This is a genomic window from Methylophaga thalassica MP (assembly GCF_000214595.1).
Classification (GTDB): Bacteria; Pseudomonadota; Gammaproteobacteria; order Nitrosococcales; family Methylophagaceae; genus Methylophaga; species Methylophaga thalassica.
In genome coordinates, this window is sequence record NZ_AFIG01000003.1 from 429,091 (window position 1) to 450,744 (window position 21,654).

The 21,654-nt window shown below is 44.6% G+C and carries 22 protein-coding genes; 18 read left to right on the plus strand and 4 right to left on the minus strand.

Going from position 1 to position 21,654, the window contains the following annotated elements:
• Positions 1-5 precede the first annotated feature (5 nt).
• Together MAMP_RS13645 and lolD are read left to right on the plus strand one after the other, a co-directional pair.
• Positions 6-1,253, plus strand: a complete 1,248-nt coding sequence (locus MAMP_RS13645; protein WP_007146671.1) for a lipoprotein-releasing ABC transporter permease subunit — start codon at positions 6-8, stop codon at positions 1,251-1,253.
• Positions 1,246-1,932 (plus strand): lipoprotein-releasing ABC transporter ATP-binding protein LolD, encoded by a 687-nt coding sequence (lolD, locus tag MAMP_RS13650; RefSeq protein WP_007146672.1) that lies wholly within the window; start codon positions 1,246-1,248, stop codon positions 1,930-1,932. The genes MAMP_RS13645 and lolD overlap by 8 nt, the downstream gene beginning before the upstream one ends.
• On the opposite strand, the gene MAMP_RS13655 is transcribed toward lolD, so the two are convergent.
• The gene (locus tag MAMP_RS13655; protein WP_007146673.1) at positions 1,915-2,451 is read right to left on the minus strand and encodes a DUF2062 domain-containing protein; all 537 of its coding nucleotides are present in this window, start codon (positions 2,449-2,451) and stop codon (positions 1,915-1,917) included. The two genes, lolD and MAMP_RS13655, sit on opposite strands and share 18 nt — an antisense overlap.
• Positions 2,452-2,495: 44 nt before the next feature.
• Here MAMP_RS13655 and MAMP_RS13660 point away from each other — a divergent pair, with 44 nt between their 5' ends.
• The 7 genes from MAMP_RS13660 to kdsB are packed head-to-tail and all read left to right on the plus strand — an operon-like array spanning position 2,496 to position 9,524.
• A complete protein-coding gene (locus MAMP_RS13660) occupies positions 2,496-4,742 on the plus strand; it encodes a DNA internalization-related competence protein ComEC/Rec2 (RefSeq protein WP_007146674.1) in 2,247 nt (748 codons plus the stop codon).
• A gap of 56 nt (positions 4,743-4,798) precedes the next feature.
• Positions 4,799-5,455 (plus strand): MotA/TolQ/ExbB proton channel family protein, encoded by a 657-nt coding sequence (locus MAMP_RS13665; RefSeq protein ID WP_007146675.1) that lies wholly within the window; start codon positions 4,799-4,801, stop codon positions 5,453-5,455.
• Positions 5,430-5,849, plus strand: coding sequence for an ExbD/TolR family protein (locus tag MAMP_RS13670; RefSeq protein WP_007146676.1), 420 nt, complete (start codon positions 5,430-5,432; stop codon positions 5,847-5,849). Before MAMP_RS13665 ends, MAMP_RS13670 begins: the two co-directional genes overlap by 26 nt.
• A 3-nt stretch (positions 5,850-5,852) precedes the next feature.
• Positions 5,853-7,607 carry a lipid A export permease/ATP-binding protein MsbA gene (msbA, locus tag MAMP_RS13675; protein ID WP_007146677.1) on the plus strand — a complete coding sequence of 585 codons (1,755 nt, stop codon included), beginning with the start codon at positions 5,853-5,855 and terminating at the stop codon, positions 7,605-7,607.
• Positions 7,608-7,612: 5 nt separating this feature from the next.
• Positions 7,613-8,599: a tetraacyldisaccharide 4'-kinase gene (gene lpxK, locus MAMP_RS13680; RefSeq protein ID WP_007146678.1), complete on the plus strand. Its 987-nt coding sequence runs from the start codon at positions 7,613-7,615 to the stop codon at positions 8,597-8,599.
• Entirely contained in the window at positions 8,592-8,771 is a 180-nt protein-coding gene (locus tag MAMP_RS13685; protein WP_007146679.1) for a Trm112 family protein, read from the plus strand. Before lpxK ends, MAMP_RS13685 begins: the two co-directional genes overlap by 8 nt.
• Positions 8,772-9,524, plus strand: coding sequence for a 3-deoxy-manno-octulosonate cytidylyltransferase (kdsB, locus tag MAMP_RS13690; RefSeq protein ID WP_007146680.1), 753 nt, complete (start codon positions 8,772-8,774; stop codon positions 9,522-9,524). It abuts the gene before it with no gap.
• On the opposite strand, the gene MAMP_RS13695 is transcribed toward kdsB, so the two are convergent.
• A complete protein-coding gene (locus tag MAMP_RS13695) occupies positions 9,510-9,785 on the minus strand; it encodes a hypothetical protein (protein WP_007146681.1) in 276 nt (91 codons plus the stop codon). The genes kdsB and MAMP_RS13695 overlap by 15 nt on opposite strands.
• Positions 9,769-12,249, minus strand: a complete 2,481-nt coding sequence (locus MAMP_RS13700; protein WP_007146682.1) for an Rne/Rng family ribonuclease — start codon at positions 12,247-12,249, stop codon at positions 9,769-9,771. Before MAMP_RS13700 ends, MAMP_RS13695 begins: the two co-directional genes overlap by 17 nt.
• Before the next feature lie 557 nt (positions 12,250-12,806).
• Here MAMP_RS13700 and rluC point away from each other — a divergent pair.
• Genes rluC through MAMP_RS13740 form a run of 9 tightly spaced genes read left to right on the plus strand, consistent with a single transcriptional unit; the run spans position 12,807 to position 19,623 of the window.
• Positions 12,807-13,763 carry a 23S rRNA pseudouridine(955/2504/2580) synthase RluC gene (gene rluC, locus MAMP_RS13705; protein ID WP_007146683.1) on the plus strand — a complete coding sequence of 319 codons (957 nt, stop codon included), beginning with the start codon at positions 12,807-12,809 and terminating at the stop codon, positions 13,761-13,763.
• Positions 13,760-14,422: an HAD-IA family hydrolase gene (locus tag MAMP_RS13710; RefSeq protein ID WP_007146684.1), complete on the plus strand. Its 663-nt coding sequence runs from the start codon at positions 13,760-13,762 to the stop codon at positions 14,420-14,422. The genes rluC and MAMP_RS13710 overlap by 4 nt, the downstream gene beginning before the upstream one ends.
• Positions 14,423-14,462: 40 nt before the next feature.
• On the plus strand, positions 14,463-15,446 hold the full coding sequence (locus tag MAMP_RS13715; RefSeq protein WP_007146685.1) for a S49 family peptidase: 984 nt from the start codon (positions 14,463-14,465) through the stop codon (positions 15,444-15,446).
• A gap of 1 nt (position 15,447) precedes the next feature.
• Entirely contained in the window at positions 15,448-15,597 is a 150-nt protein-coding gene (locus MAMP_RS16220; protein WP_007146686.1) for a hypothetical protein, read from the plus strand.
• Positions 15,594-16,445, plus strand: a complete 852-nt coding sequence (locus tag MAMP_RS13720; RefSeq protein ID WP_007146687.1) for an HDOD domain-containing protein — start codon at positions 15,594-15,596, stop codon at positions 16,443-16,445. The genes MAMP_RS16220 and MAMP_RS13720 overlap by 4 nt, the downstream gene beginning before the upstream one ends.
• Positions 16,446-16,482: 37 nt before the next feature.
• Positions 16,483-17,130, plus strand: a complete 648-nt coding sequence (locus MAMP_RS13725; protein WP_007146688.1) for an adenylate kinase — start codon at positions 16,483-16,485, stop codon at positions 17,128-17,130.
• 45 nt (positions 17,131-17,175) lie between these two features.
• Entirely contained in the window at positions 17,176-18,036 is an 861-nt protein-coding gene (locus MAMP_RS13730; RefSeq protein ID WP_007146689.1) for a PfkB family carbohydrate kinase, read from the plus strand.
• The gene (locus MAMP_RS13735; protein WP_007146690.1) at positions 18,033-18,380 is read left to right on the plus strand and encodes a Rieske (2Fe-2S) protein; all 348 of its coding nucleotides are present in this window, start codon (positions 18,033-18,035) and stop codon (positions 18,378-18,380) included. The genes MAMP_RS13730 and MAMP_RS13735 overlap by 4 nt, the downstream gene beginning before the upstream one ends.
• Before the next feature lie 34 nt (positions 18,381-18,414).
• Positions 18,415-19,623 carry a permease gene (locus MAMP_RS13740; RefSeq protein WP_007146691.1) on the plus strand — a complete coding sequence of 403 codons (1,209 nt, stop codon included), beginning with the start codon at positions 18,415-18,417 and terminating at the stop codon, positions 19,621-19,623.
• Here MAMP_RS13740 and MAMP_RS13745 read toward each other — a convergent pair.
• The gene (locus MAMP_RS13745) at positions 19,620-21,641 is read right to left on the minus strand and encodes a tRNA(Met) cytidine acetyltransferase TmcA (RefSeq protein ID WP_007146692.1); all 2,022 of its coding nucleotides are present in this window, start codon (positions 21,639-21,641) and stop codon (positions 19,620-19,622) included. The genes MAMP_RS13740 and MAMP_RS13745 overlap by 4 nt on opposite strands.
• Positions 21,642-21,654: the final 13 nt, after the last annotated feature.

Below are 21,654 nucleotides of genomic sequence, written 5' to 3' on the forward strand. Positions count from 1 at the left end.
ACATTATGTTCAGACCGCTCAGTCTCTATATCGGCATGCGTTATACACGCGCCAAACGTCGTAATCATTTCATTTCTTTTATTTCATTAACTTCCATGCTCGGTGTAGCTCTGGGTGTTGCGGCATTAATTACCGTACTCTCCGTGATGAACGGGTTTGAGAAAGAACTGAAAGATCGCATCTTGGGAATGACTTCCCATGCTTTTATTACTGGCGAGGATGGCACATTAAAAGACTGGCCGGATTTACAAGATCTTATTAGACATGATCCAGATGTAGTCGCTTCGGCCCCTTTTGTGGAGGGTCAGGCCATGCTGAGTCAGGGAAGTCGCGTACGTGGCACCCTGGTTCGTGGGATTGACGCTGAATTGGAACAAAGTGTATCGACCATTGGCGATAAAATTATTCAGGGTAAATTAGCTGACTTAACTGATGGCAGCTTCGGCATTGTGCTCGGTAAAGATTTAGCAACTGCTATGGGTGTGACAACCGGCGACAAAATCACCATGATTACTCCTCATGTCAGCCCTACCCCTGCTGGTGTCATACCACGTCTGAAACGACTGACTGTTGTCGGTATTTTTGAAATAGGCATGTATGAATATGACAGTGGGCTGGCTGTTATGAATATTAACGATGCCGCTAAATTATTCAAAATACCGGGACGCGTCACCGGCTTACGCTTAAAATTCGATGATGTATTCAAAGCACCGCAACTATTACGCAAGTTAATGCAGGATGTTCCTGTTAACTACCGTGCCGCTGACTGGACCTTCCAACATGCGAACTTCTTCCGTGCACTAAAAACAGAAAAAACCGTGATGTTTGTCATCTTGATGCTTATCGTCGCGGTGGCGGCCTTCAATATCGTATCAACATTAGTGATGATGGTGACAGATAAACAATCGGATATCGCTATATTACGGACCTTAGGTATGAATCCTGGCAGCGTGATGGGCATATTTATGGTGCAAGGGACTTTGATCGGTTTAATTGGTACCGCCATGGGTGTTGTCGGTGGTGTACTGCTGGCCTGGAATATTGAATCTTTGATTGCCAGTTTAGAGAAACTGATTGGCTATCAGTTCATGCCTGCTGATGTTTACTACATCAGTAGTCTGCCATCACAGCTAGAATGGAGTGATGTCAGCGTCATTGCTATTACCGCATTTGTATTGTCTATTCTTTCCACGCTTTACCCTTCATGGCGTGCATCACAGATTAAACCGGCCGAGGCGCTTCGTTATGACTAATCAAGCAGTGTTATCTGCCAGCCAATTATCAAAATCATTTACCGATGGTCAGTTAAAAACCGATGTTCTCAATAACATTAATTTAACGGTTAACCGATCCGACCGTATTGCGATTGTCGGTAGTTCTGGCTCTGGTAAAAGTACACTTTTACATATCCTTGGTGGCCTTGATTCACCTACAGAAGGTCAGGTGTTGGTTCAGGGGAAGGATATCCATGCGATGAAAAACAAAGCCGCCAGTCGTTTGCGTAATCAACAATTAGGCTTTGTGTATCAGTTTCACCATTTGCTACCAGAGTTTACCGCTGTCGAAAATGTCGCCATGCCATTAGTGATTGGTGGCATGTCGCCCACCTCAGCTCAAGAACGAGCGACTGAACTGCTTGATAAAGTCGGACTAGCCCATCGCTTTCAACATAAACCCAGTGAGTTATCTGGTGGTGAACGTCAACGCGCAGCACTTGCCAGAGCATTAATCACCGAACCTGCCTGTCTGCTGGCGGATGAGCCGACCGGTAATCTGGATCATCGTACAGCTCAAGGCATATTTGATCTTATTTTGAAATTAAATGAGGATTTTGGCACTGCACTGGTAATTGTCACTCACGATACCGGGCTTGCAGCCAAAATGGATCAGCAACTCACCTTGATTGACGGCTGCTTAGCTGCCGGAGCCTGATTTATTTTTATGTTGGCGCTGACGTTGTGTCCAGGTATGGATAACAACCAGTCGCCAACCTAACCGTACAAAAATAATACCTACTATCGCTGACACCACGCCACAGATAGTGCATCCCAGCAGTAAGGGTTGCCAGATCGATAAAAACTCTTTTGAGAACCATTCCCAGGTCAGACTAAAGGCAGGTGTGCCCATCGGTTCATTTAATACCCAAGCACCCAGTTTATAGGCATAGAAAAAGATGGGGGCCATCGTGAAAGGATTAGTAATCCAAACGCCCATCGCAGAAATAGGCAAATTGACTCTAAACAGAATGGCTAATGCCGCGGCAACAAACATCTGCCCCGGAATCGGCATAAATCCAACAAACAGACCCAATGCCACGCCACCAGAGATGGAACGACGGTTGGTATGCCATAAACGTGGTTCAGTTAATCTCTGACCAAACTTACGGAGATGTGGATGTTCGCGCATCGTGTTGTGATCTGGCATGATGCGTTTTAGGAATTTACGAGGCATGGCGTCTCAGTAACATGCTAAGTCGGGCGTCATTATAGGGATATATGAATAAAACTGCCATTGCATTTTTGCTCGGCACATTGATTAGTCTGTACGTAAGCTATCCTTTAGTAACTGGAAGCTTGTTACTACTGTGTTTAGTGACATTTATCTGCTATCGAAAAATATGGATATTGGGTTTTATTGTCGGACTATTATGGTGTGCATATCAAGCACAATTCGCCATTGAAAATAAACTGGCTGCAGACACACCTGTAAAAGTATCGCAGGTACAAGGACTTATCGCCTCAATTCCTGACACAAATAGCGATCATATCCGCTTTGACTTTTTTCCAGATGACCCGTCACTGCCCAACAAAATAAAACTAAGCTGGTATTTCCCTCCTGAACACACTCCCAAAGCCGGGGAACGCTGGCAACTGACGGTCAAACTGAAACCGCCTTTTGGCATGATGAATCCTGGCGGTTTTGACTACGAAAAATGGTTATTCAGTCAAGGTATCGGCGCGACGGGTTATGTCAAAGAAGCAGCAGACAACCAACGACTGGCTAAATCCAAATACTGGCAAATCAACGATTGGCGTTTCCAACTGCAACAACAACTTCGGGCACTATCTCCATCCACAACACAATTACCTTTAATACTTGGGTTAGCTATTGGTCAACGTGATGATATCAGTCAGACACAATGGCAAGTTTTACGACAAACCGGTACCAGTCACCTGATGGCGATTTCGGGGTTACATATCGGCTTAGCCGCTGGCTTAGGCTTTTATCTGATAAGTTGGTTATGGCGCTATATCCCCTTTAATACACTTCGTATACCTGCACATCGGATTGGTGCGGTGGGAGGACTGACAGTGGCTATTTTTTATGCTTGTCTTGCTGGCTTGTCCATTCCAACACAACGAGCTTTAGTAATGATAAGCCTCGCCATGTTAGCCCTGTTTCTGAAAAGGTCGGTCTATCCTTCACATATTTTGTCACTGGCTTGTATTTTGGTGTTGCTAATTAATCCCTTTGCCTTGTTAAGTGCTGGATTTTGGTTATCATTTGCTGCTGTTGCCATTATCTTGCTTTGTTTTACCCAGCGTTTTCCAGCTATCAGACTTGCTTGGTTAAAGATTCACTTTTTAATGGCTTTGGGATTGATCCCATTACTGATTCTTTTCTTTAACGATGTGTCGTTGATATCCCCAATAGCGAATCTGATTGCTATACCACTAGTAAGTGTATTGGTTGTACCGCTGATTATTTTGGCGATGATCGTTTTACCTATGAGCTCATCATTAGCTGCAATATTGCTTTATGCAGCTGACTTTTTACTCAATATACTCTGGCATATTTTGTCATTTTTAAGTGATCTGTCTTTTGCCAGTTGGACTACGCCTGTTTATCCCTGGCCACTGTTATTCATGCTTTTATTGGCCATCTTATTCGTTTTACTACCCAGAGGGCATCCTGGAAAATATCTCGCGTTAGTATTCTTAATACCAGTACTTTTTTACGAATCCGAACGCCCGGATACGGGTGAGTTTTATCTGACCGTTTTGGATGTAGGTCAAGGCTTAGCATCAGTCATAGAAACAAAACATCACACACTGATATTCGATACGGGTCCTCGATACAGCGAGAGTTTTAACACAGGAGAAGCTGTTGTTGTTCCCTTCTTACGCTACCGCGCTATAGATCATATTGATACATTACTCATTAGTCACGGGGATAATGACCATATAGGAGGACTACAGGGGGTCATCAATAATATTGCTGTAGATAAGGTCATGGTTAGCCAAAGCATCACTAATATCGACACCCGTCTATGTAAAGCCGGTCAACACTGGCAGTGGGATGAGGTTAAATTCACCGTATTACAGCCATTTCCTGCTCAAGCTGGCTCAGAAAATGAACGTTCTTGTGTACTACTGGTCCGCGGCAAGAATCTATCCGCATTGTTACCAGGCGATATTGAGAAACAAAGTGAGCAACTATTAGTTCAGCACTATGGCAAAGCGCTGAAATCAGATATTTTACTTGTGCCTCATCATGGCAGCAGAACTTCCTCAAGCCAGCCTTTTATCGACGCCGTATCGCCAAAATACGCTGTCTTTTCTGTTGGCTTTCGTAATCGCTATGGTTTTCCGGTGAAAGACATTGTCCAACGCTATACGACTGTAGAAAGTGAAATTCTTCGAACCGACTGGAATGGAGCCATCCTGTTCCGTAACGCCGACGCTCCCATTTTATGGCGTCAGCATGAAGAACAATTGTGGACGTCGAAAGCTACTGAGTAAGACAATTTTCACGTATCATGAGCGCTATTTTCATTTAAACAACTGAGACTGACATCATGCTGGAATTGTTTAAAGCAGGCGGTTGGTTGATGATCCCGCTATTTATCTGTTCGGTCATCGCCATTGCTATCATCGCAGAACGTTTTTGGAGTCTTCAAAAAAAACGCATTGCCCCTAAAGAATTAATCACACAAATCTGGCAATGGCTAAAGTTTAATCAAGTTGATGAACATCGCATCAAAGCTCTGCAAAGCAATTCTCCTCTGGGCCAGATTCTGGCTGCCGGACTGCTGAACCGTAATAGTTCACGGGAAATCACCAAAGAGAGTATTGAGGACATTGGTCGTCATGTCACTGTAGCTTTAGAACGAAATCTCAACACGTTAGGAACCATTGCAGCAATCTCCCCGCTACTTGGCTTACTGGGTACTGTACTTGGCATGATTAAAGTGTTTACCGTGATTACCACCGCAGGTGTAGGCAACCCTGAAGTGCTCGCTGGCGGTATATCAGAAGCCTTAATCACCACGGCTACCGGCCTTGTGGTTGCCATTCCAAGCTTAATTTTTTACCGTTATTTCCGCGGTAAAATCAATATGCTCGTGGTTGGGATGGAAGAACAAGCCATGCAGTTAATCGAGATTCTGCATGGTGATCGTCAGTATGATCCAGATGAGGAAGCAAGACGTGAATCTATCACCAAAACGATCTGAGGAACCAGATGTCAATCTGACACCGATGATTGACGTCGTTTTCCTGCTTTTATTGTTTTTTATGGTTTCCACCAGTTTCATTCGTGAAAGTTCACTAAAAGTTGATTTGCCCGAAGCGACCGGTGAAGCAATGACGGAACAGGCTGAGCCTGTTGATATCGTGATCAAGGCAGATGGTAAAGTGCTGGTAAATGATCAGGAACTCGCTACAGTCACATCTGAAGCCTTGGCCGCTGTATTAAAACGCGTGGTGGGCGAACAAAAAGATCCTCATGTCATTATCAGTGCTGATGCCAAAGCTGAATATCAACTTATCGTCACAGCCATGGATACAGCACAACAATTAGGCTATACCAAACTGACCCTGGCAACACGTCAAACAACTGCGGAATAATCAATGAGTCAAACACCTGTCAGCCTGACAGCAGTCCAGTTATACAAACGTCTATTAAGTTACGTTAAGCCATACTGGCTGGCTTTTGTAATATCCATTATTGCTATGATTGCTTTCGCCGGCACAGAAACCGGGATGGCGGCGTTAATGAAACCTCTGCTCGATGGTAGTTTTGTGGAAAAAGATCCCACCACTATCAAGTACGTGCCGCTGATGCTGATCGGCTTATTTTTAATCCGTGGCGTGGCTAACTTTCTGACCACCTATGGCCTTGGCTGGATTGCCCGCAATGTTATCAAGACCTTGCGCGAAGAAATGTTTGAAAAACTCATTACCTTACCGGCCAGTTTCTACGATAGAAATAACTCTGGTCAGCTCATGTCGAAATTGCTTTATGACGTTGAACAAGTCGCCGGAGCGGCGACCGATGCGATTTTGACGGTTATCCGCGATACCTTAACGATTATTGGTCTGATTGCCTGGATGATTTATCTGAACGGTTTTTTATCTCTGATCATTTTAGTGACCGTGCCCTTTGTTGCCATCCTTGTTTATTTTGTCAGTATTCGTTTTCGTCGGATCAGTAAAGAAATTCAGGGCTCGATGGGCAATGTCAGTCATGTCTGTGGCGAAATCATTGAAGCACACCGTGAAGTCAAAACATTTGGCAGTCAGGCTTATGAAACAGAACGGTTTGATCGCATAAACCGAAAAAATCGTGGCCAACAAATGAAAAAAATTGCCACCGATGCTTCCAGTGAACCTGTCATTCAACTGATTACCGTCTTAGGGCTTGCCGTGGTGATCTATCTGGCCACCTTACCAGAAGTCCTGAACTCGATTACTGTCGGTAGCTTTATTTCCTTTATCACGGCGATGTTTATGCTGCTTACACCACTTAAACGTCTGACAAAAGTGAACTCTAAATTACAGGCAGGTATTGCCGCTGCAGAAAGTATTTTCACCTTACTGGATGAAGAGCCAGAGCATGACACCGGTACACTGACCATGGATCGTGCCAAGGGAGAAATTGAATATCGTCATGTCAGCTTTAGCTATGATGAAGGCAAAGGCAGTGTGCTGAATGATATTTGTTTTATGGCTAAGCCGGGTCAAACTATCGCTTTTGTTGGTCATTCTGGCAGTGGTAAGACCACCTTGGTCAGTTTACTCGCTCGTTTCTACAATATTGAAAAAGGTCAAATTCTGATTGATGGCGTAGATATCAGTCAACTCACGCTAAAAGATTTACGTAAACAATTATCACTGGTCAATCAGCAGGTTGTATTATTCAATGACACCATAGCTAACAATATTAGTTATGGCCAAGCGGGTGAAGTGAGTGAAGAAGCCATTATAAAAGCTGCAAAATCGGCTCATGCCTGGGAATTCATTCAAAAATTACCGCAAGGCTTACAAACAGAAGTGGGCGAAAACGGTGTACTTCTGTCGGGGGGGCAGCGACAACGTCTGGCCATTGCCCGAGCACTGTTACGTAATTCACCCATCCTGATTCTTGATGAAGCCACGTCAGCACTTGATACCGAAGCAGAACGTCATATCCAGGCAGCCTTTGAAGAGCTGATGCGTGAACGCACTACCCTGGTCATCGCGCATCGTTTATCCACCATTGAAAAAGCCGACAAAATTATTGTTATGCATGATGGCGAAATTCTTGAAACCGGTACTCATCAGGAATTACTGGCAAACGGGAAACATTACGCAGAGTTATACCGTCTACAATTTCAGGATGACTAAGCATAATGCGCTGGCTAACTGACAGTTGGTATCAGTCATCAACTCAATATTGGTTCTTATTACCTCTGAGTTGGCTGTATCGGCTTGTTGTTATCATGCGGAAATGGGCCTACCGCTCAGGCATCTTCACCACACACAAAATGCCCGTACCGGTAATTGTAGTGGGAAATATTACTGTGGGCGGCACCGGAAAGACGCCATTTGTTATCTGGCTGGCTGAGCAGCTTTTAGCCGCAGGCTATAAACCTGGCATTATCAGCCGAGGTTATGGTGGTAATAGTCGTAAATATCCACTCGATGTTGATAAAAACAGTGATGCAAAACATTGTGGAGATGAACCGTTACTGATAGCAAGACGCACAGCTTGTCCGGTGGTGGTTGATCCGGATCGGCCACAAGCGGCTATTCATCTATTGAGCCAATACCATTGTGATGTGATTATTTCAGATGATGGTTTGCAACACTATGCTTTAGAACGTGATATGGAAATTATCATTGTTGATAGTGTCAGACGGTTCGGCAATAAACATTGTCTGCCTGCAGGGCCGCTGCGTGAACCGCTTTCCCGGCTTAACAACGTTGATTTCATTATCTACAACGGCAAGAGTGACGAGCATAATACTATTTCAATGCAGTTAAGCGGCTCAGCGTGGACAAATCTGCTGGATCCCAGCCTCAAACAAGCATTGAACAGTTTCAGTCACAGTGAAGTCCATGCTGTCGCGGGAATTGGTCACCCCAAACGTTTTTTTGACTCATTAGCCGCAGCTGAGATTATTGTTCATCCTCATGCCTTTGCTGATCATCATGACTATCTACCGACAGATCTGGAATTTTATGATGACTTGCCCATTCTAATGACCGAGAAAGATGCCGTAAAATGTCAGTCTTTTGCTCATAAAAATATGTGGTATCTACCCGTTGAAGCCACCATTGATAGCTCAGTATTCCCCGCTATTCACCAAACATTAAAGGAACTTTCTAATGGATAATGCACTTTTAGAGATACTTGCCTGCCCGGCCTGTAAAGGTAAATTGCACTATAAAAAAGAGGCTCAGGAATTATTTTGTTCAGCCTGTCGCCTTGCTTATCCTGTGAAAGATGATATCCCTGTCATGCTGATAGAAGAAGCACGTCAGGTGCCTGCGGATGAAGAGGTATAAATGAGCTTTAGCATTGTTATTCCTGCACGATATGCGTCAACGCGTTTACCTGGTAAACCTTTACTGGACATCGCCGGTAAACCCATGATTCAGCACGTGTATGAACGTGCCTTAGAAAGTGATGCAGATAACGTTATCATTGCCACCGATGATGAACGCATTGCTGAAGCAGCCACAGCTTTTGATGCCGATGTTTGTATGACCTCTGACAATCACCGTTCCGGCACAGACAGGCTAGCAGAGGTTATCAAGCTGAGACAGTTTAAGGATGATGAGATTGTCATTAATGTGCAAGGTGATGAACCCTGCTTGCCCGCTTTATTAATTAATCAGGTAGCGGCCGATCTTGCTCAACATGCCGATGCAGATATGGCATCACTGTTCAGTCGAATTCATCAGGAAAAACAGGTGTTTGATCCTAATGTGGTCAAAGTCGTCATGGACAGTCAGGGCTATGCTTTATATTTCAGCCGCGCGCCGATTCCTTGGATGCGTGATCATTTTCATACAACCCCGTTGCCTCCAGAACTCCCCCACTACCGTCATATTGGTTTATATGGATATCGGGCTGCTTTTCTGAAAAACTACGCTGAAATGACGCCCTGTTTGCTAGAAACAGAAGAATCTTTAGAGCAATTGCGGGTATTGTTTCACGGTAAAAGAATACACATGTCAGAAGCTTTAATCAGTGCCGGACATGGGGTAGATACAGAAGCAGACTTACTTGAAGTCAGACGTTTACTGGCAGAGTAGCTTATCCAAGCCTGCCGCAATGAGTTCGGCATGTAAATTTCCCTCACCATCAAATACAGGCAAGGTATATGTCACGGGGACTGGCCTGTGGCCCTCGCCGTATTGATTCGGCTGGATATTATGGCCCGACTCTAATACTTGCAGGATTAACTCAGCCCCATCCAGCAGCTCAATAATCTCGCAACGATGTTGTTGATAAGAAACCTGCTGGCCAATTAAGGCCAGCAGTTCTTCGTGCAGAATATTACTCTTGCGTGGCATTCGTCTCACTCGCTTCAGATTTGGCCTTCGTTTTCTTTTCAGAACCATTATCATCCGAAGTCGAACTTTTTTCTACCACTGCTTTTTTGTCTTCAGCGTGTTTTTCCGCTTGTTTTTCAACCGGCTTATCACTTGCTTCTGCTTTTTCTACCGGTTTAGCTGAATCACCCTCTTTTGCCGCATTAGCCGCTGCCGCTTCTGCTTTGTCCTTATCACTTGGACGACGACGTCTGTTTGTAGGTCCTGATGAGCGAGGTCGGCGAGGCTTGTTGGCTGGTACTTTATTGCCATCTATTTCCGGTTCTTTATCCGATTTAATGACGTTGCCATTCACTTCAGGCTCTGGCTCAGGAATAGCATTTCCATTCACCTCTGGTGGCGGTGGTGGCGCTATATTGCCTTTATCCACCTCAGCAGGATTGACTGCATTGTTGTCAGTTGAACCGTTTTCAGCGCGCGCTGGACGACGACGGCGACCACCGCGACGTGAACGACGACCATTACTATTACGAGGCTGTTTATCATCGTTATTGTCTGATGCCGACTCCTCTTTCACTGGTGGAGTAGGCATGTCAGCCTTTTTCTGTTCAGTGTTATCGACGTTTTTATCATTCCTGCGTCGCGGATTCTTACGTTCACCATTTTTTTCAGCAGACTCTTGATTATTCGCTGCATTATTTTTGGGACGGCTACGTCCACGACGATTCTGCGAACGTTGTTCCTGTGAGCTTTTTTCTTTTTTAGTATCCACTATGGACTTTTCTTCCTTTTCTGGCTCACTTTTTCCTGTCAACACATTCAACAGACGTTTAAGCAGGCTTGGTTTTTGTTCAGGCTCTTTCTCACGAACAATCACAGGAGCAGGTGCTGCAGGCGAAATGCCTTTCACAGCAGGTTGTTCCATGACAGGTTTGTCACGTAAAACAACTGGTACTTCCTGTTCTGGCGGAGAAATTAATTGATGACTGACTTCATTGCGCTCGCTGCCATCCTTAATGCGCTCGATATCATAATGAGGCGTATCCAGATGCGGGTTCGGAATTAGAACCAACTTCACACCGTGTCGCTTCTCAATGATATCGACCTGTGTGCGCTTATCATTAAGAATGAATGTCGCCACAGGAACAGGTAGCTGAACGATTAATTGCGTGACTTTGTCTTTGGTGGCTTCTTCTTCAATGAGTCGTAATACCGCTAAGCCCAGTGATTCAACACCACGAACATGACCCAGACCCGCACAGCGAGGACAGATTTCCTGATGCGCATCACCTAAAGCTGGACGTAAACGCTGACGGGACATTTCCAACAGACCAAAGCGAGAGATGCGGCCAACCTGAACACGGGCACGATCTGCTTTCAAATGTTCACGTAAACGGTTTTCGACTTCACGCTGATTACGGCTTGGCCCCATATCAATGAAATCAATTACCACCAAACCGCCTAGGTCACGCAACCTTAACTGACGGGCAATTTCTTCTGCCGCTTCAAGATTAGTGTTTAGAGCTGTTTCCTCAATATCACCGCCTTTGTTAGCGCGTGCTGAGTTCACATCGATAGAAATCAACGCTTCGGTCGGATCAATCACTAGTGCACCACCAGACGGCAGACGAACTTCATGACGGAAAGCACTCTCAATCTGGCTTTCAACCTGATAGCGGGTAAATAGCGGAACTTTGTCTTGATATAGCTTAAATTTACTCAGCTCATGCGGCATTACCATACGCATGAAGTCATAGCCTGTTTGGTAAACTTCAGGCGAATCAACCAGAATCTCACCGATATCTTTACGCAGATAATCACGTAGTGCGCGGATGATAATGTTGCTTTCCTGGTAAACAAGGAATGGCGCGCTACGATCTTTTACAGCCACATCAATCGCCGTCCACAACTGGATAAGGTATTCAAGATCCCACTGTAGTTCTTCAGGTTGCTTACCCACACCGGCGGTACGCACAATCATGCCCATACCGTCTGGCACTTCAAGTGAGCGCAGGGCTTCTTGCAGCTCTGCACGGTCATCACCTTCGATACGACGAGAAATACCACCAGCACGAGGGCTGTTTGGCATTAAGACTAAATAGCGACCAGCCAGGCTGATGAAGGTAGTCAGCGCAGCACCTTTATTACCACGCTCTTCTTTTTCAATTTGGACAACCAGTTCCTGGCCAACAGAAAGCACGTCCTGAACATTCAGACGACCATTAGTATCGTCATTGTCATCACGCTTTTTGAAGTAGGTTTTTGAAATTTCTTTCAGTGGTAAGAAGCCTTGTCTTTCTGCACCATAGTCAACAAAGACAGCTTCTAAACTCGGTTCTACACGAGTGATTTTTCCCTTATAAATATTACCTTTCTTTTGTTCTCTGGAAGGTGTATCGATATCCAGATCAAACAGGCGTTGGCCATCGACCATTGCCACACGCAACTCTTCTTCGTGCGTTGCGTTAATTAAAATTCGTTTCATGCACTAACCTCAATGTTGAGGTCCGCATATCCTGCCGCACACCACCGTAGCGGACGCGTTAGCCAATCGGGCTTTACAGAGCGACGATGTCTGTTATTCAGTAATTAATTGTAAATCGTATTGTTTCTTCATGTGCCCTCCCATCAAGGCATGCATGATCCATCTTTGTATCTTTTTCGTGTTGCAATAAGGTTCTGCAACTTTCATTGGTTTCTCAGCTTAAGTTAAGCTTTATGTATCTGAACCGTTCTTCTTATATTAATTACTTTAAATTGTCGTCCTGCCTGATGCGTCTTTCTACTCGTTTTGATGGCAATCAAGACATGGGAACCTGATATTCTTACAAGGACTCCCTATGAGTCCGCCTGCTGAACCCCTGTTCAGCCAAGATATATTTGTTTACCGGGCGCCGCATCAACCTCATTTGTGGAGGGCGCGACGCAAAAATCAGTCAACGTGGGCAAAAGTAGGTATACTGACCTCATTTTACGCACGGACCAACGATCGAATATAGCAGTCTATTGCCATCTCAGCAACTGAAAAATTAAACCTATTCTATGGCAGCTCACAAACCACAGTCACAAAAAGTGCAATTTATCGAAATAAGTGCTTCTCAAGCCGGGCAACGTATCGATAATTTTTTACTCACTCTTGAAAAAGGAGTGCCCAAAAGTCGCATTTATCGAGCTATCCGTAAAGGTGAAGTTCGGGTCAATAAAGGACGCATCAAACAAACCTATAAAATCGAAGCCGGTGACGTCATTCGTGTGCCACCACTGCAAGTTTCTGAAAAAACAGCACCGACCGAGATTAATGAATCACTTCAGCAGCAATTACTGGCCAGTATCATTTTTGAAGATGATGCCATGCTGGTGTTGAATAAACCCTCAGGACTTGCTGTACACGCCGGAACCCAAATTCAGGTTGGTGTCATTGAAGCTTTTCGGCTAATTAAACCCGAATTGGAATTTATCGAATTAGTTCACCGTCTGGATCGTGATACATCGGGCTGTTTACTAATAGCGAAAAGTCGTGAAAGCCTGCTCAATCTTCAGCAACAGATGCTTTCGGATCAAATCGATAAACGCTACCTGACATTACTCAAAGGTGAAATGAATAGCGGTGAAGTCTATATAGAGCAACCTTTACAAAAAAACACCGTGTCTTCCGGTGAACGTATGGTTAAAGTCGACCCAGAAGGTAAATCGGCAAAGACACTATTCATAAAAAGACAAAGTTATAGCATCGCTCAACTGAGCGAAGTCAAACTGTTTACTGGAAGAACACATCAAATTCGTGTTCACTCTGCCTGGTCTGGTCATCCGGTAGCAGGCGATGATAAATATGGCGACCGTGAATTTAATAAACAAATGAAAACGTTTGGACTTAAACGTTTATTTCTACATGCCTGGCGACTGGGTATTCACCACCCTATCACTCAGGAACCACTCTCACTTGAAGCACCACTTCCAGAGAAATTGCAGCAGGTCATAAAACAGCTGGAGCAAGCATGAGTCCTTACCAACTCATTGTGTTCGACTGGGATGGGACCTTAATGGATTCAACAGGTCATATCACGGCTTGTATGCATCAAGCCATTGCCACATTATCACTTGAGCCATTGAGCGACAGCCAGGTGAGTCATATTATCGGGCTGGGATTAAACGAAGCGGTTCAAACGCTCTACCCTGATGCGGATACCACGACTTGGAATGCATTAGCTGATTGTTATCGACAAACCTGGATCAGCACCCCAGAATCGACACCGCTGTTTGAACATGCGGAAAACCTGCTTAAGCAACTTAATGAGCAAGAGATATTTTTGGGTGTAGCCACAGGAAAAAGCCGTCGGGGTCTGGACAGAGCCCTAAAGGAAACGGGGCTGGGTGAGTTATTTATCTCAACCCGATGCGCGGATGAATGTCATTCCAAACCCCATCCTCAGATGTTAATGGAACTGATGGATTTTGTCGGTGTTGATGCCGAACAAACACTGATGATTGGTGATACAGAATTCGACTTAATGATGGCTCATAATGCCGGCGCGCATAGTTTAGGTATCACACATGGTGCCCACTCAGAAACAACACTAAAAGCAGCTAAGCCAAAAGCTATTGTCCATAATCTTTATCAAGTCGAGAAATGGTTAACTCGTCCTGACACAGAGTTTTGATATGATGGCATACTTATGTTTTTTTCAGGAATAGATCAATATGGCAACATTCGGCGATTTCCCATCTAATAATAATTCGGAAAATAAGGGCAACGACAAGGAAGATCATAGCTGGGAGCGTAATGTTCTGAGAGATTTAGCTTTTGCAGCCATCAGAGAACAACGTAATAAACGTCGCTGGGGTTATGTCTTTAAAGGTCTGCTTTTCCTCTACCTTATCGCTTTTTTAATACTGAGCTACTCACCAAGTAAACTCTCTTCAGCCACTGGTCCTCATACCGCCATGGTCGAAATCAGTGGACCTATTGCCAGTGACTCAGAAGCCAATGCTGACAATATTGTGACCGGTATTCGTAATGCCTTCGAAGACCAGTCAGCGAAAGGCTTGATCCTACGAATGAATACGCCGGGCGGCAGCCCTGTACAATCTGGCATTGTGAATGACGAAATTCAACGTCTGAAAAAAACACGTCCTGATTTTCCAGTTTATGCTGTGATCCAGGATGTCTGTGCTTCTGGTGGTTATTACATCGCTGTAGCGGCCGATAAAATTTATGCAGATAAAGCCAGTATTGTGGGTTCAATTGGCGTCAGAATGGATGGTTTTGGCTTCACCGATTTGATTGATAAAGTGGGCGTTGAACGCCGTTCTTTAACGGCTGGAGAACATAAAGCCTTTTTAGATCCATTCCTGCCGATGAAAGAATCGGATCTCAAACATGCTCACCAAATGCTGGATACCATTCATCAACAATTTATTGACGTAGTAAAAGCAGGTCGTGGAGACAGACTGGCGAAGGATGATAATCTATTTTCAGGTTTGTTCTGGTCAGGTGAGCAAGCGGTCAATCTTGGTTTGATTGACGGTTTAGCCAATACCAGTACGGTTGCACGTGATATGTTAGGTGCCGAAGATATTGTTGATTACACCCCACGTCCCAACTATCTTGACCAGTTTGCAGGAAAGCTCGGCGCATCAATTTCTCAATTTGTCAGTGAGAAGGCATCATGGAGTGTGAACTGATATGGCAGATACCATTGAATTAACCGAAGCCCAACGACAAGAACGTGATGAGCGTTTTCGTTATGTTGATCTGACGCATCCGCTAATGAAGGCGTTGTATGAAATGCAGCTGGACTTAGACTTAGAGAACGAGCAGGAGGAGCAAATATGACGCTTTCCGCCGAATCCCTAGTCAATAAATCACTGGAACTGGTTTCTCCTCCCACTACCTACACTCAACTCAACGAGCTAATGGAAGATCCAGACAGTAGTATTGATGATATCAGTGCTGTCATTAATACCGATCCAGCCTTAGCCACACGTTTATTAAAGATTGTGAATAGCCCTTTTTACGGCTTTCCATCGCAAATCAATACCATTTCACGTGCCATCACCATCATTGGTACTCGTGAGTTGACCAACCTCATTCTGGCCACATCCGTACTCAATTCCTTCAAGGGAATTCCGACGTCACTCATTAATATGAATGAGTTCTGGCGTCATAGTTTTGCCAGTGCTATTGCCAGTAAAATGTTGGCGGAAGAATGTGGTCAACGTGCAAGCGAACGCTTTTTTATTGCTGGACTTCTGCATAATATTGGTAGCTTAGTGATATATCAAACGGTGCCTGAACTGGCACGCGAAGCGATTAATAGTGCGGAGTTTGGTCATGAAGTGATTTATGAAGCAGAACAACGTGCGATGGGCTTTGATCATACCCATGTGGGTGAAGCTCTCACCAAAGCATGGCGACTGCCAAAATCACTGCAGGAAGTAGCACGCTACCATCACTCACCGTCGCAAGCTGATGAGTATATGATTGATGCAGCAGTTGTACATATTGCTGACATCTTGGTATCTTCCGTGCCCTTCGGACACAGTGGTGATAGCCATGTTCCCCCATTAGACCCAGCAGCATGGGACTTACTGGGTTTAAATGAATATCAGATTCCGGATTTGCTGAGACAAGTTGCCAAGCAAATCGAACGTTTGGAATCGGTTATGATGACTGAACATTAAATTTCGAAATAAGACTAATCTATTCAAGAGGCTTACAATGAGAACGGTTCTTCTCGGTGCACCAGGCTCCGGTAAAGGTACACAAGGTGTTGTGTTATCAAAGAAATTCAATATCCCTCAAATCTCAACAGGTGACTTACTGCGTGCCGCAGTGAAAGCTGGCACAGAATTAGGTAAACAAGCTAAAAGTGCGATGGATGCCGGTGCCCTGGTTTCTGATGATATCGTTATCGGTCTGATCCGTGAGCGTTTATCAGAAGAAGATGCTTTAGATGGCTACATTCTTGATGGTTTCCCACGTAATATCGCTCAGGCTGAAGCGTTAGACAGTATGCTTGAGCAATTAGGCCAGCCATTACAAGGGGTTGTGTTACTGGACGTACCATTTGAAGAATTGATGCAACGTTTAACAGGTCGTCGCACCTGTAAAGACTGTGGTGCTATCTACAATATTCACTTGTCACCGCCTAAAAAAGAAGGCCAATGTGATAGCTGTGGTGGTGAATTATTTCAACGCGCTGACGACAACGAAGAAACCATTGGTAATCGTCTGAAAGTCTATGAAGAGCAAACAGCGCCATTGATTGGTTATTATCAGAGACAACACAAACTGCACGCTATCCCAGGCACAGGTGACATCGATGAAATCACCAATGCCGTTGGCGCTGTCTTCGACACTATCTAACTGCAAGCATCATATACCGGCCCACATTTGGGCCGGTTTTACTTTATGGCCAATATTTTAGCTGTTGGGATCGCCACCATTGATATTATCAATCGTGTGAGTCGCTATCCAAAAGAAGATGACGAAGTTCGGGCTGTCAGTCAGACCATTCGGCGCGGTGGTAATGCCACCAATACACTGGTTGTACTCAGTCAGTTAGGTCACCAATGTGCTTGGTCTGGTGTAATAATAGACGAGAGCGATGCTGCCATTGTCAAAAATGAACTAGCTGAGCATCAGATTGACTTTAACCACTGCAAAGTCATTTCTCAGGGCAAATTACCCACCTCTTATATTAATGTCAGCGAAAGTACCGGAAGCCGAACGATTGTGCATTACCGGGACTGCCCAGAACTGGATTTTGCGTTTTTTTCGCAACTCGATTTAAACACATTTCACTGGGTGCACTTTGAAGGCCGAAATGTAGCTGAATTAAAGCAAATGCTGAGTTGGTTAAAAACACACTACCCTCATTTACCTTGCTCTTTGGAAATTGAGAAACCGCGTGAAGGAATAGAGCAGCTGTTTTCTTTAGCGGATGTACTTCTGTTCTCAAAACCTTATGCAATCAGTCAGGGGTTTAGCTCAGCACAACACTTTCTTCAGAGTTTAACAAAGGAAAATATCATGACCTGCAGCTGGGGAGAGGCAGGCGCCTGGCTTAAGGCCAATGATAAAATCATTCACTGCCCCGCCTTCCCTCCGCCAGAGGTAGTTGATACGCTGGCTGCTGGTGATACATTTAATGCAGGCATTATTTCAGGATTGGCTAAGCAGCTTTCTCACCAAGAGACTCTTGAGTATGCATGTCGTCTGGCCGGACACAAATGCGGCCAGGATGGACTGACTAATTTAACGATACCATGACAGAAATCTATCTATGCAATCAAAATGAGCTTGAGGAATATCAAACCCGCGGCTTCGATATTGAACTAGGCGGTGATAAAACATTGGATTTTTTCCTGCTAAAACAGGATGGCGAAGTTCGAGCCTATTTAAACTTTTGTCCTCATCTGGGTATTCCGCTTAATTGGCAACCTGATCAGTTTATGTCGCTGGAAGGTACCCATATTCAATGTTCAACACATGGTGCCCTGTTTCAACTGGAAGATGGTTACTGCTTTTCCGGGCCATGCCGAGGCGAGAGTTTGACCCCACTGAATATCAAGGTTTCAGCCACTGGGGATGTTTACCTGATCTCTTCTAGCTGATAGGGTGAACAATTATCTTGTCTCGGAGATAATTGTGGAATTATTGGAAAAATGGTCTGAAGCCTCAATTACTAGCCTGAGTTTTTTCTGGATGGCGCTATGGGCATTTATTTTTGGCTATATCCTCAGCAGTATCATTCAGGTGATGGTCTCCAGAAAAGAAATGCGTGACCTAATGGGAGGCGATGACCTCAGATCCATATCAACAGGTACCTTGTTCGGTTTTATCTCTAGCTCATGTAGTTTTGCCGCATTATCGACCACCCGGGCCTTATTCCAGAAAGGGGCTACTTTTGCTGCCTCCATGGCCTATATGCTTGCTTCCACTAACCTTGTTATTGAACTCGGCTTTGTCATCGCCATTTTTCTCGGCTGGCAATTTGTTATTGGGGAATATATAGGTGCCGTTTTATTAATCCTGATTGCCTGGTTGTTTATTTATTTGACCAATCCTGAGTCCCTGATAAAACAGGCACGCGAAAATAAACCTGATGAGATGAATGCCAACGAATCAGACGGATATAAGTGGTCACGTTTATTCAGTAAAGAAATTTGGCAAAAAATCAGCCAAAAATATGTCATGGAATGGCAAATGGTATGGAAGGACGTACTGATTGGTTTTACTGTGGCAGGCATTATCTCTGCGTTTGTCCCTGACGCTTTTTTTAAATGGTTATTTATCGGTGCAGGCACAGAAAATCCAGACTTTTGGTCAGTATTACAGCAAACATTAGTGGGTCCAATAGCCGCTTTTTTCACCTTTATAGGCTCTATGGGTAATATTCCACTTGCAGCTGTGTTGTATGGTCAGGGTGTAGCTTTTGCCGGTGTGATGGCATTCATCTTCTCAGATATGGTTGTTTTGCCTGTACTTCGCATCAATGCGAAATATTATGGTTGGAAAATGGCATTATTTATTTTAATGATGCTGTTCACCTGTTTAGTGATTACCTCTCTGTTACTGCATTATGGTTTCCAGGTATTCGATTTACTTCCCAATCTACAGAACTGGTCATCACCGGCGGAACAAGATCACTTTAAACTTAACTACAATTTCTTTTTGAATATTGGTTTCTTACTTATTTCAGCCTATCTTTTTTTGACATGGAGAAACGCGCAATCCAGTCATCATCATGACCATAACAAAACCATGTCATGGACTGACATTGTGATGAATTCACTAACGATACTGTCAGGGGTTTGGTTAGCAGGCGGCGTATTAGTGAAATTAGTGCTGAATTAATCTGTTTCAGCGCTAAGTATATGTCTCACTGCTTCTCTTAGCTCATTAACGATATGTTTACGTCCTGTCAGCTTGAGTTGTTCAGCAACAGCATCAAATGATCTGCCCTGCAAAATCAGCATAATCAATAGATGCTGTTGCTTTAATTGCAGTTGCTTAAAACATGGCTGAGAAAGCTGATCGCCAAGCCACTGCCACAATGCCCATTCCGAAGACTCATAAGGGCGTTGTTTAAAAGCAAAACTGTTTACTTGCTGCTGATAATCAAGCATCAACGTTTCATCATCAAAAGACTGACTGATTTGCATGACTGCTTCCGCATCCAGTTCTTGCCACTGCCTTTCCAGTAAAAAAGTCCACTGCTGGGCTAGCGTTTGATGTGCCCTTTTGACCAGCTTTTCTCCATCAGCATTGATGGCTTTTAACATCATCACCGATAGACTGCCAGAGACCTCGTCCCGGTGTTGGCCGATACGCACAATTTTAAACCCGGCTTTTGACCAGAAACGGAGTAACTCGACCGACAGTGCAAAGCTGACACCGACCGTATCAGCACCATCTACACTAGCAAGATAATGCTGTAATAAAAGCTGACCCCAGCCTCGTTGTTGGCAATCAGGATGCACAGCGATACGGCTTATTCGCTGATAATGGTATTGCCCAGCATCCTCAATTCCGGCGTGCACTAGTAAGGATTGCGGTAATAAATGTCCTTTTAGACGACGCGTACCATCATAAACTTGTTGTGCTAACTCACCGTCCAGAGCTGACTCAGTAATCGTCCATAGTGTGGCAACGACATTCCCCTGGAAACGCAAAACACTGACCTGCATATCAGGATGATCCAATAACATCTGCACATCAGCTGGACGTGTTCGGTAATGGGCCAGTGCCATCAAACCAAATACCTGCCTGAGTAAACGTTCATCATTCAACAATTGCTGTTGTTCAAGCGTTTCAAAAATCAGCTGGTTTTCCTCAGCAGCAGAGATTGCTTGTCCATCAACTGGCTCAGCATCTAACAGCAATGCGGCAAAACTAAATTGCTCAACCACATCATTCTCAGCCCAGCGAACGGGTTTCTCCAACACATATGCCCGCCAGCCTGGAGCTAATCTATCCAAGGTTTTATAAAAACGCAGCACAAAGCCGCGTCCGGTCCCTTCATAACCATGGATAGTGGAGCTGAATACTAAGCGGGAATAGTTGATCAGATATTGCTCCAGCATACTGGCTGGAATGGCCGCGGCTTCATCAATGATCAACAAATCGGTGGCTGGTTGGCTCAGCAAAATAGCATCGGGTGCCATAAACTCAATGATGGCATCATGCCAGCGAACAGATGTTTTACCCAGTTTACTCTCTGCTAATTGCTGATGAGCATGTAGCAGTAAAGTTTGGATACTTGCCGGACTGGGTGCCGTCAACAGAATATGTTGCTTACCTGATTTCAGAAGTTCAGCAGCGGCCATTCCTAATAAAGCCGTTTTGCCCCGTCCCCGATCTGCCGTTAACACTAATGGACGGCGACGATGCCCGTTAACAACTTTCGTCACAGCAGCAATCGCTTCACCTTGTTCTTCCGTCGGCGTCGGAATAAGGGGAGATGGAGGATTTGCAGCTTGCAGAGGAATTAAATCAGGTAACGTTTGCTGCTGATTAAAGCATTGAATCGCGGGAAAGGTAGTGGCGATAGCCAGAAACCGTGTCAGCCAGCGCGTCGGTTTTAATGCCGTATTGAGCAGGACCAACACTGTACCACCGGCTTTGACACAGCCGATAAGAGCACCAAATGCATCAGCGTCAAACTGCGCTGTTACCTGAAAAATGAGCAGCTCACACTCTTGCCCTAAATGCTGATGCGCCTTTTTAACCGATACTGCTTCATCTGAAGCAGTATTGTCAGTTAGCCAAAAGCAAGTAGACGGGGGTACTGATTGATAAAAAATCTGTGCCTGTTTATTAAGCCAATCAAAATCGCCTTGTAATATCCAACAGTGACGCTGTGGCAAAGACATCATTTATCATTTA

Bases quoted from the DNA above. Each gene is read 5' to 3' on its own strand.
- MAMP_RS13645 (WP_007146671.1), top strand. From the start codon at position 6: ATGTTCAGACCGCTCAGTCTCTATATCGGCATGCGTTATACACGCGCC.
- lolD (WP_007146672.1), top strand. From the start codon at position 1,246: ATGACTAATCAAGCAGTGTTATCTGCCAGCCAATTATCAAAATCATTT.
- MAMP_RS13655 (WP_007146673.1), bottom strand. From the start codon at position 2,451: ATGCCTCGTAAATTCCTAAAACGCATCATGCCAGATCACAACACGATG.
- MAMP_RS13660 (WP_007146674.1), top strand. From the start codon at position 2,496: ATGAATAAAACTGCCATTGCATTTTTGCTCGGCACATTGATTAGTCTG.
- MAMP_RS13665 (WP_007146675.1), top strand. From the start codon at position 4,799: ATGCTGGAATTGTTTAAAGCAGGCGGTTGGTTGATGATCCCGCTATTT.
- msbA (WP_007146677.1), top strand. From the start codon at position 5,853: ATGAGTCAAACACCTGTCAGCCTGACAGCAGTCCAGTTATACAAACGT.
- lpxK (WP_007146678.1), top strand. From the start codon at position 7,613: ATGCGCTGGCTAACTGACAGTTGGTATCAGTCATCAACTCAATATTGG.
- MAMP_RS13685 (WP_007146679.1), top strand. From the start codon at position 8,592: ATGGATAATGCACTTTTAGAGATACTTGCCTGCCCGGCCTGTAAAGGT.
- kdsB (WP_007146680.1), top strand. From the start codon at position 8,772: ATGAGCTTTAGCATTGTTATTCCTGCACGATATGCGTCAACGCGTTTA.
- MAMP_RS13695 (WP_007146681.1), bottom strand. From the start codon at position 9,785: ATGCCACGCAAGAGTAATATTCTGCACGAAGAACTGCTGGCCTTAATT.
- MAMP_RS13700 (WP_007146682.1), bottom strand. From the start codon at position 12,249: ATGAAACGAATTTTAATTAACGCAACGCACGAAGAAGAGTTGCGTGTG.
- rluC (WP_007146683.1), top strand. From the start codon at position 12,807: ATGGCAGCTCACAAACCACAGTCACAAAAAGTGCAATTTATCGAAATA.
- MAMP_RS13710 (WP_007146684.1), top strand. From the start codon at position 13,760: ATGAGTCCTTACCAACTCATTGTGTTCGACTGGGATGGGACCTTAATG.
- MAMP_RS13715 (WP_007146685.1), top strand. From the start codon at position 14,463: ATGGCAACATTCGGCGATTTCCCATCTAATAATAATTCGGAAAATAAG.
- MAMP_RS16220 (WP_007146686.1), top strand. From the start codon at position 15,448: ATGGCAGATACCATTGAATTAACCGAAGCCCAACGACAAGAACGTGAT.
- MAMP_RS13720 (WP_007146687.1), top strand. From the start codon at position 15,594: ATGACGCTTTCCGCCGAATCCCTAGTCAATAAATCACTGGAACTGGTT.
- MAMP_RS13725 (WP_007146688.1), top strand. From the start codon at position 16,483: ATGAGAACGGTTCTTCTCGGTGCACCAGGCTCCGGTAAAGGTACACAA.
- MAMP_RS13730 (WP_007146689.1), top strand. From the start codon at position 17,176: ATGGCCAATATTTTAGCTGTTGGGATCGCCACCATTGATATTATCAAT.
- MAMP_RS13735 (WP_007146690.1), top strand. From the start codon at position 18,033: ATGACAGAAATCTATCTATGCAATCAAAATGAGCTTGAGGAATATCAA.
- MAMP_RS13745 (WP_007146692.1), bottom strand. From the start codon at position 21,641: ATGTCTTTGCCACAGCGTCACTGTTGGATATTACAAGGCGATTTTGAT.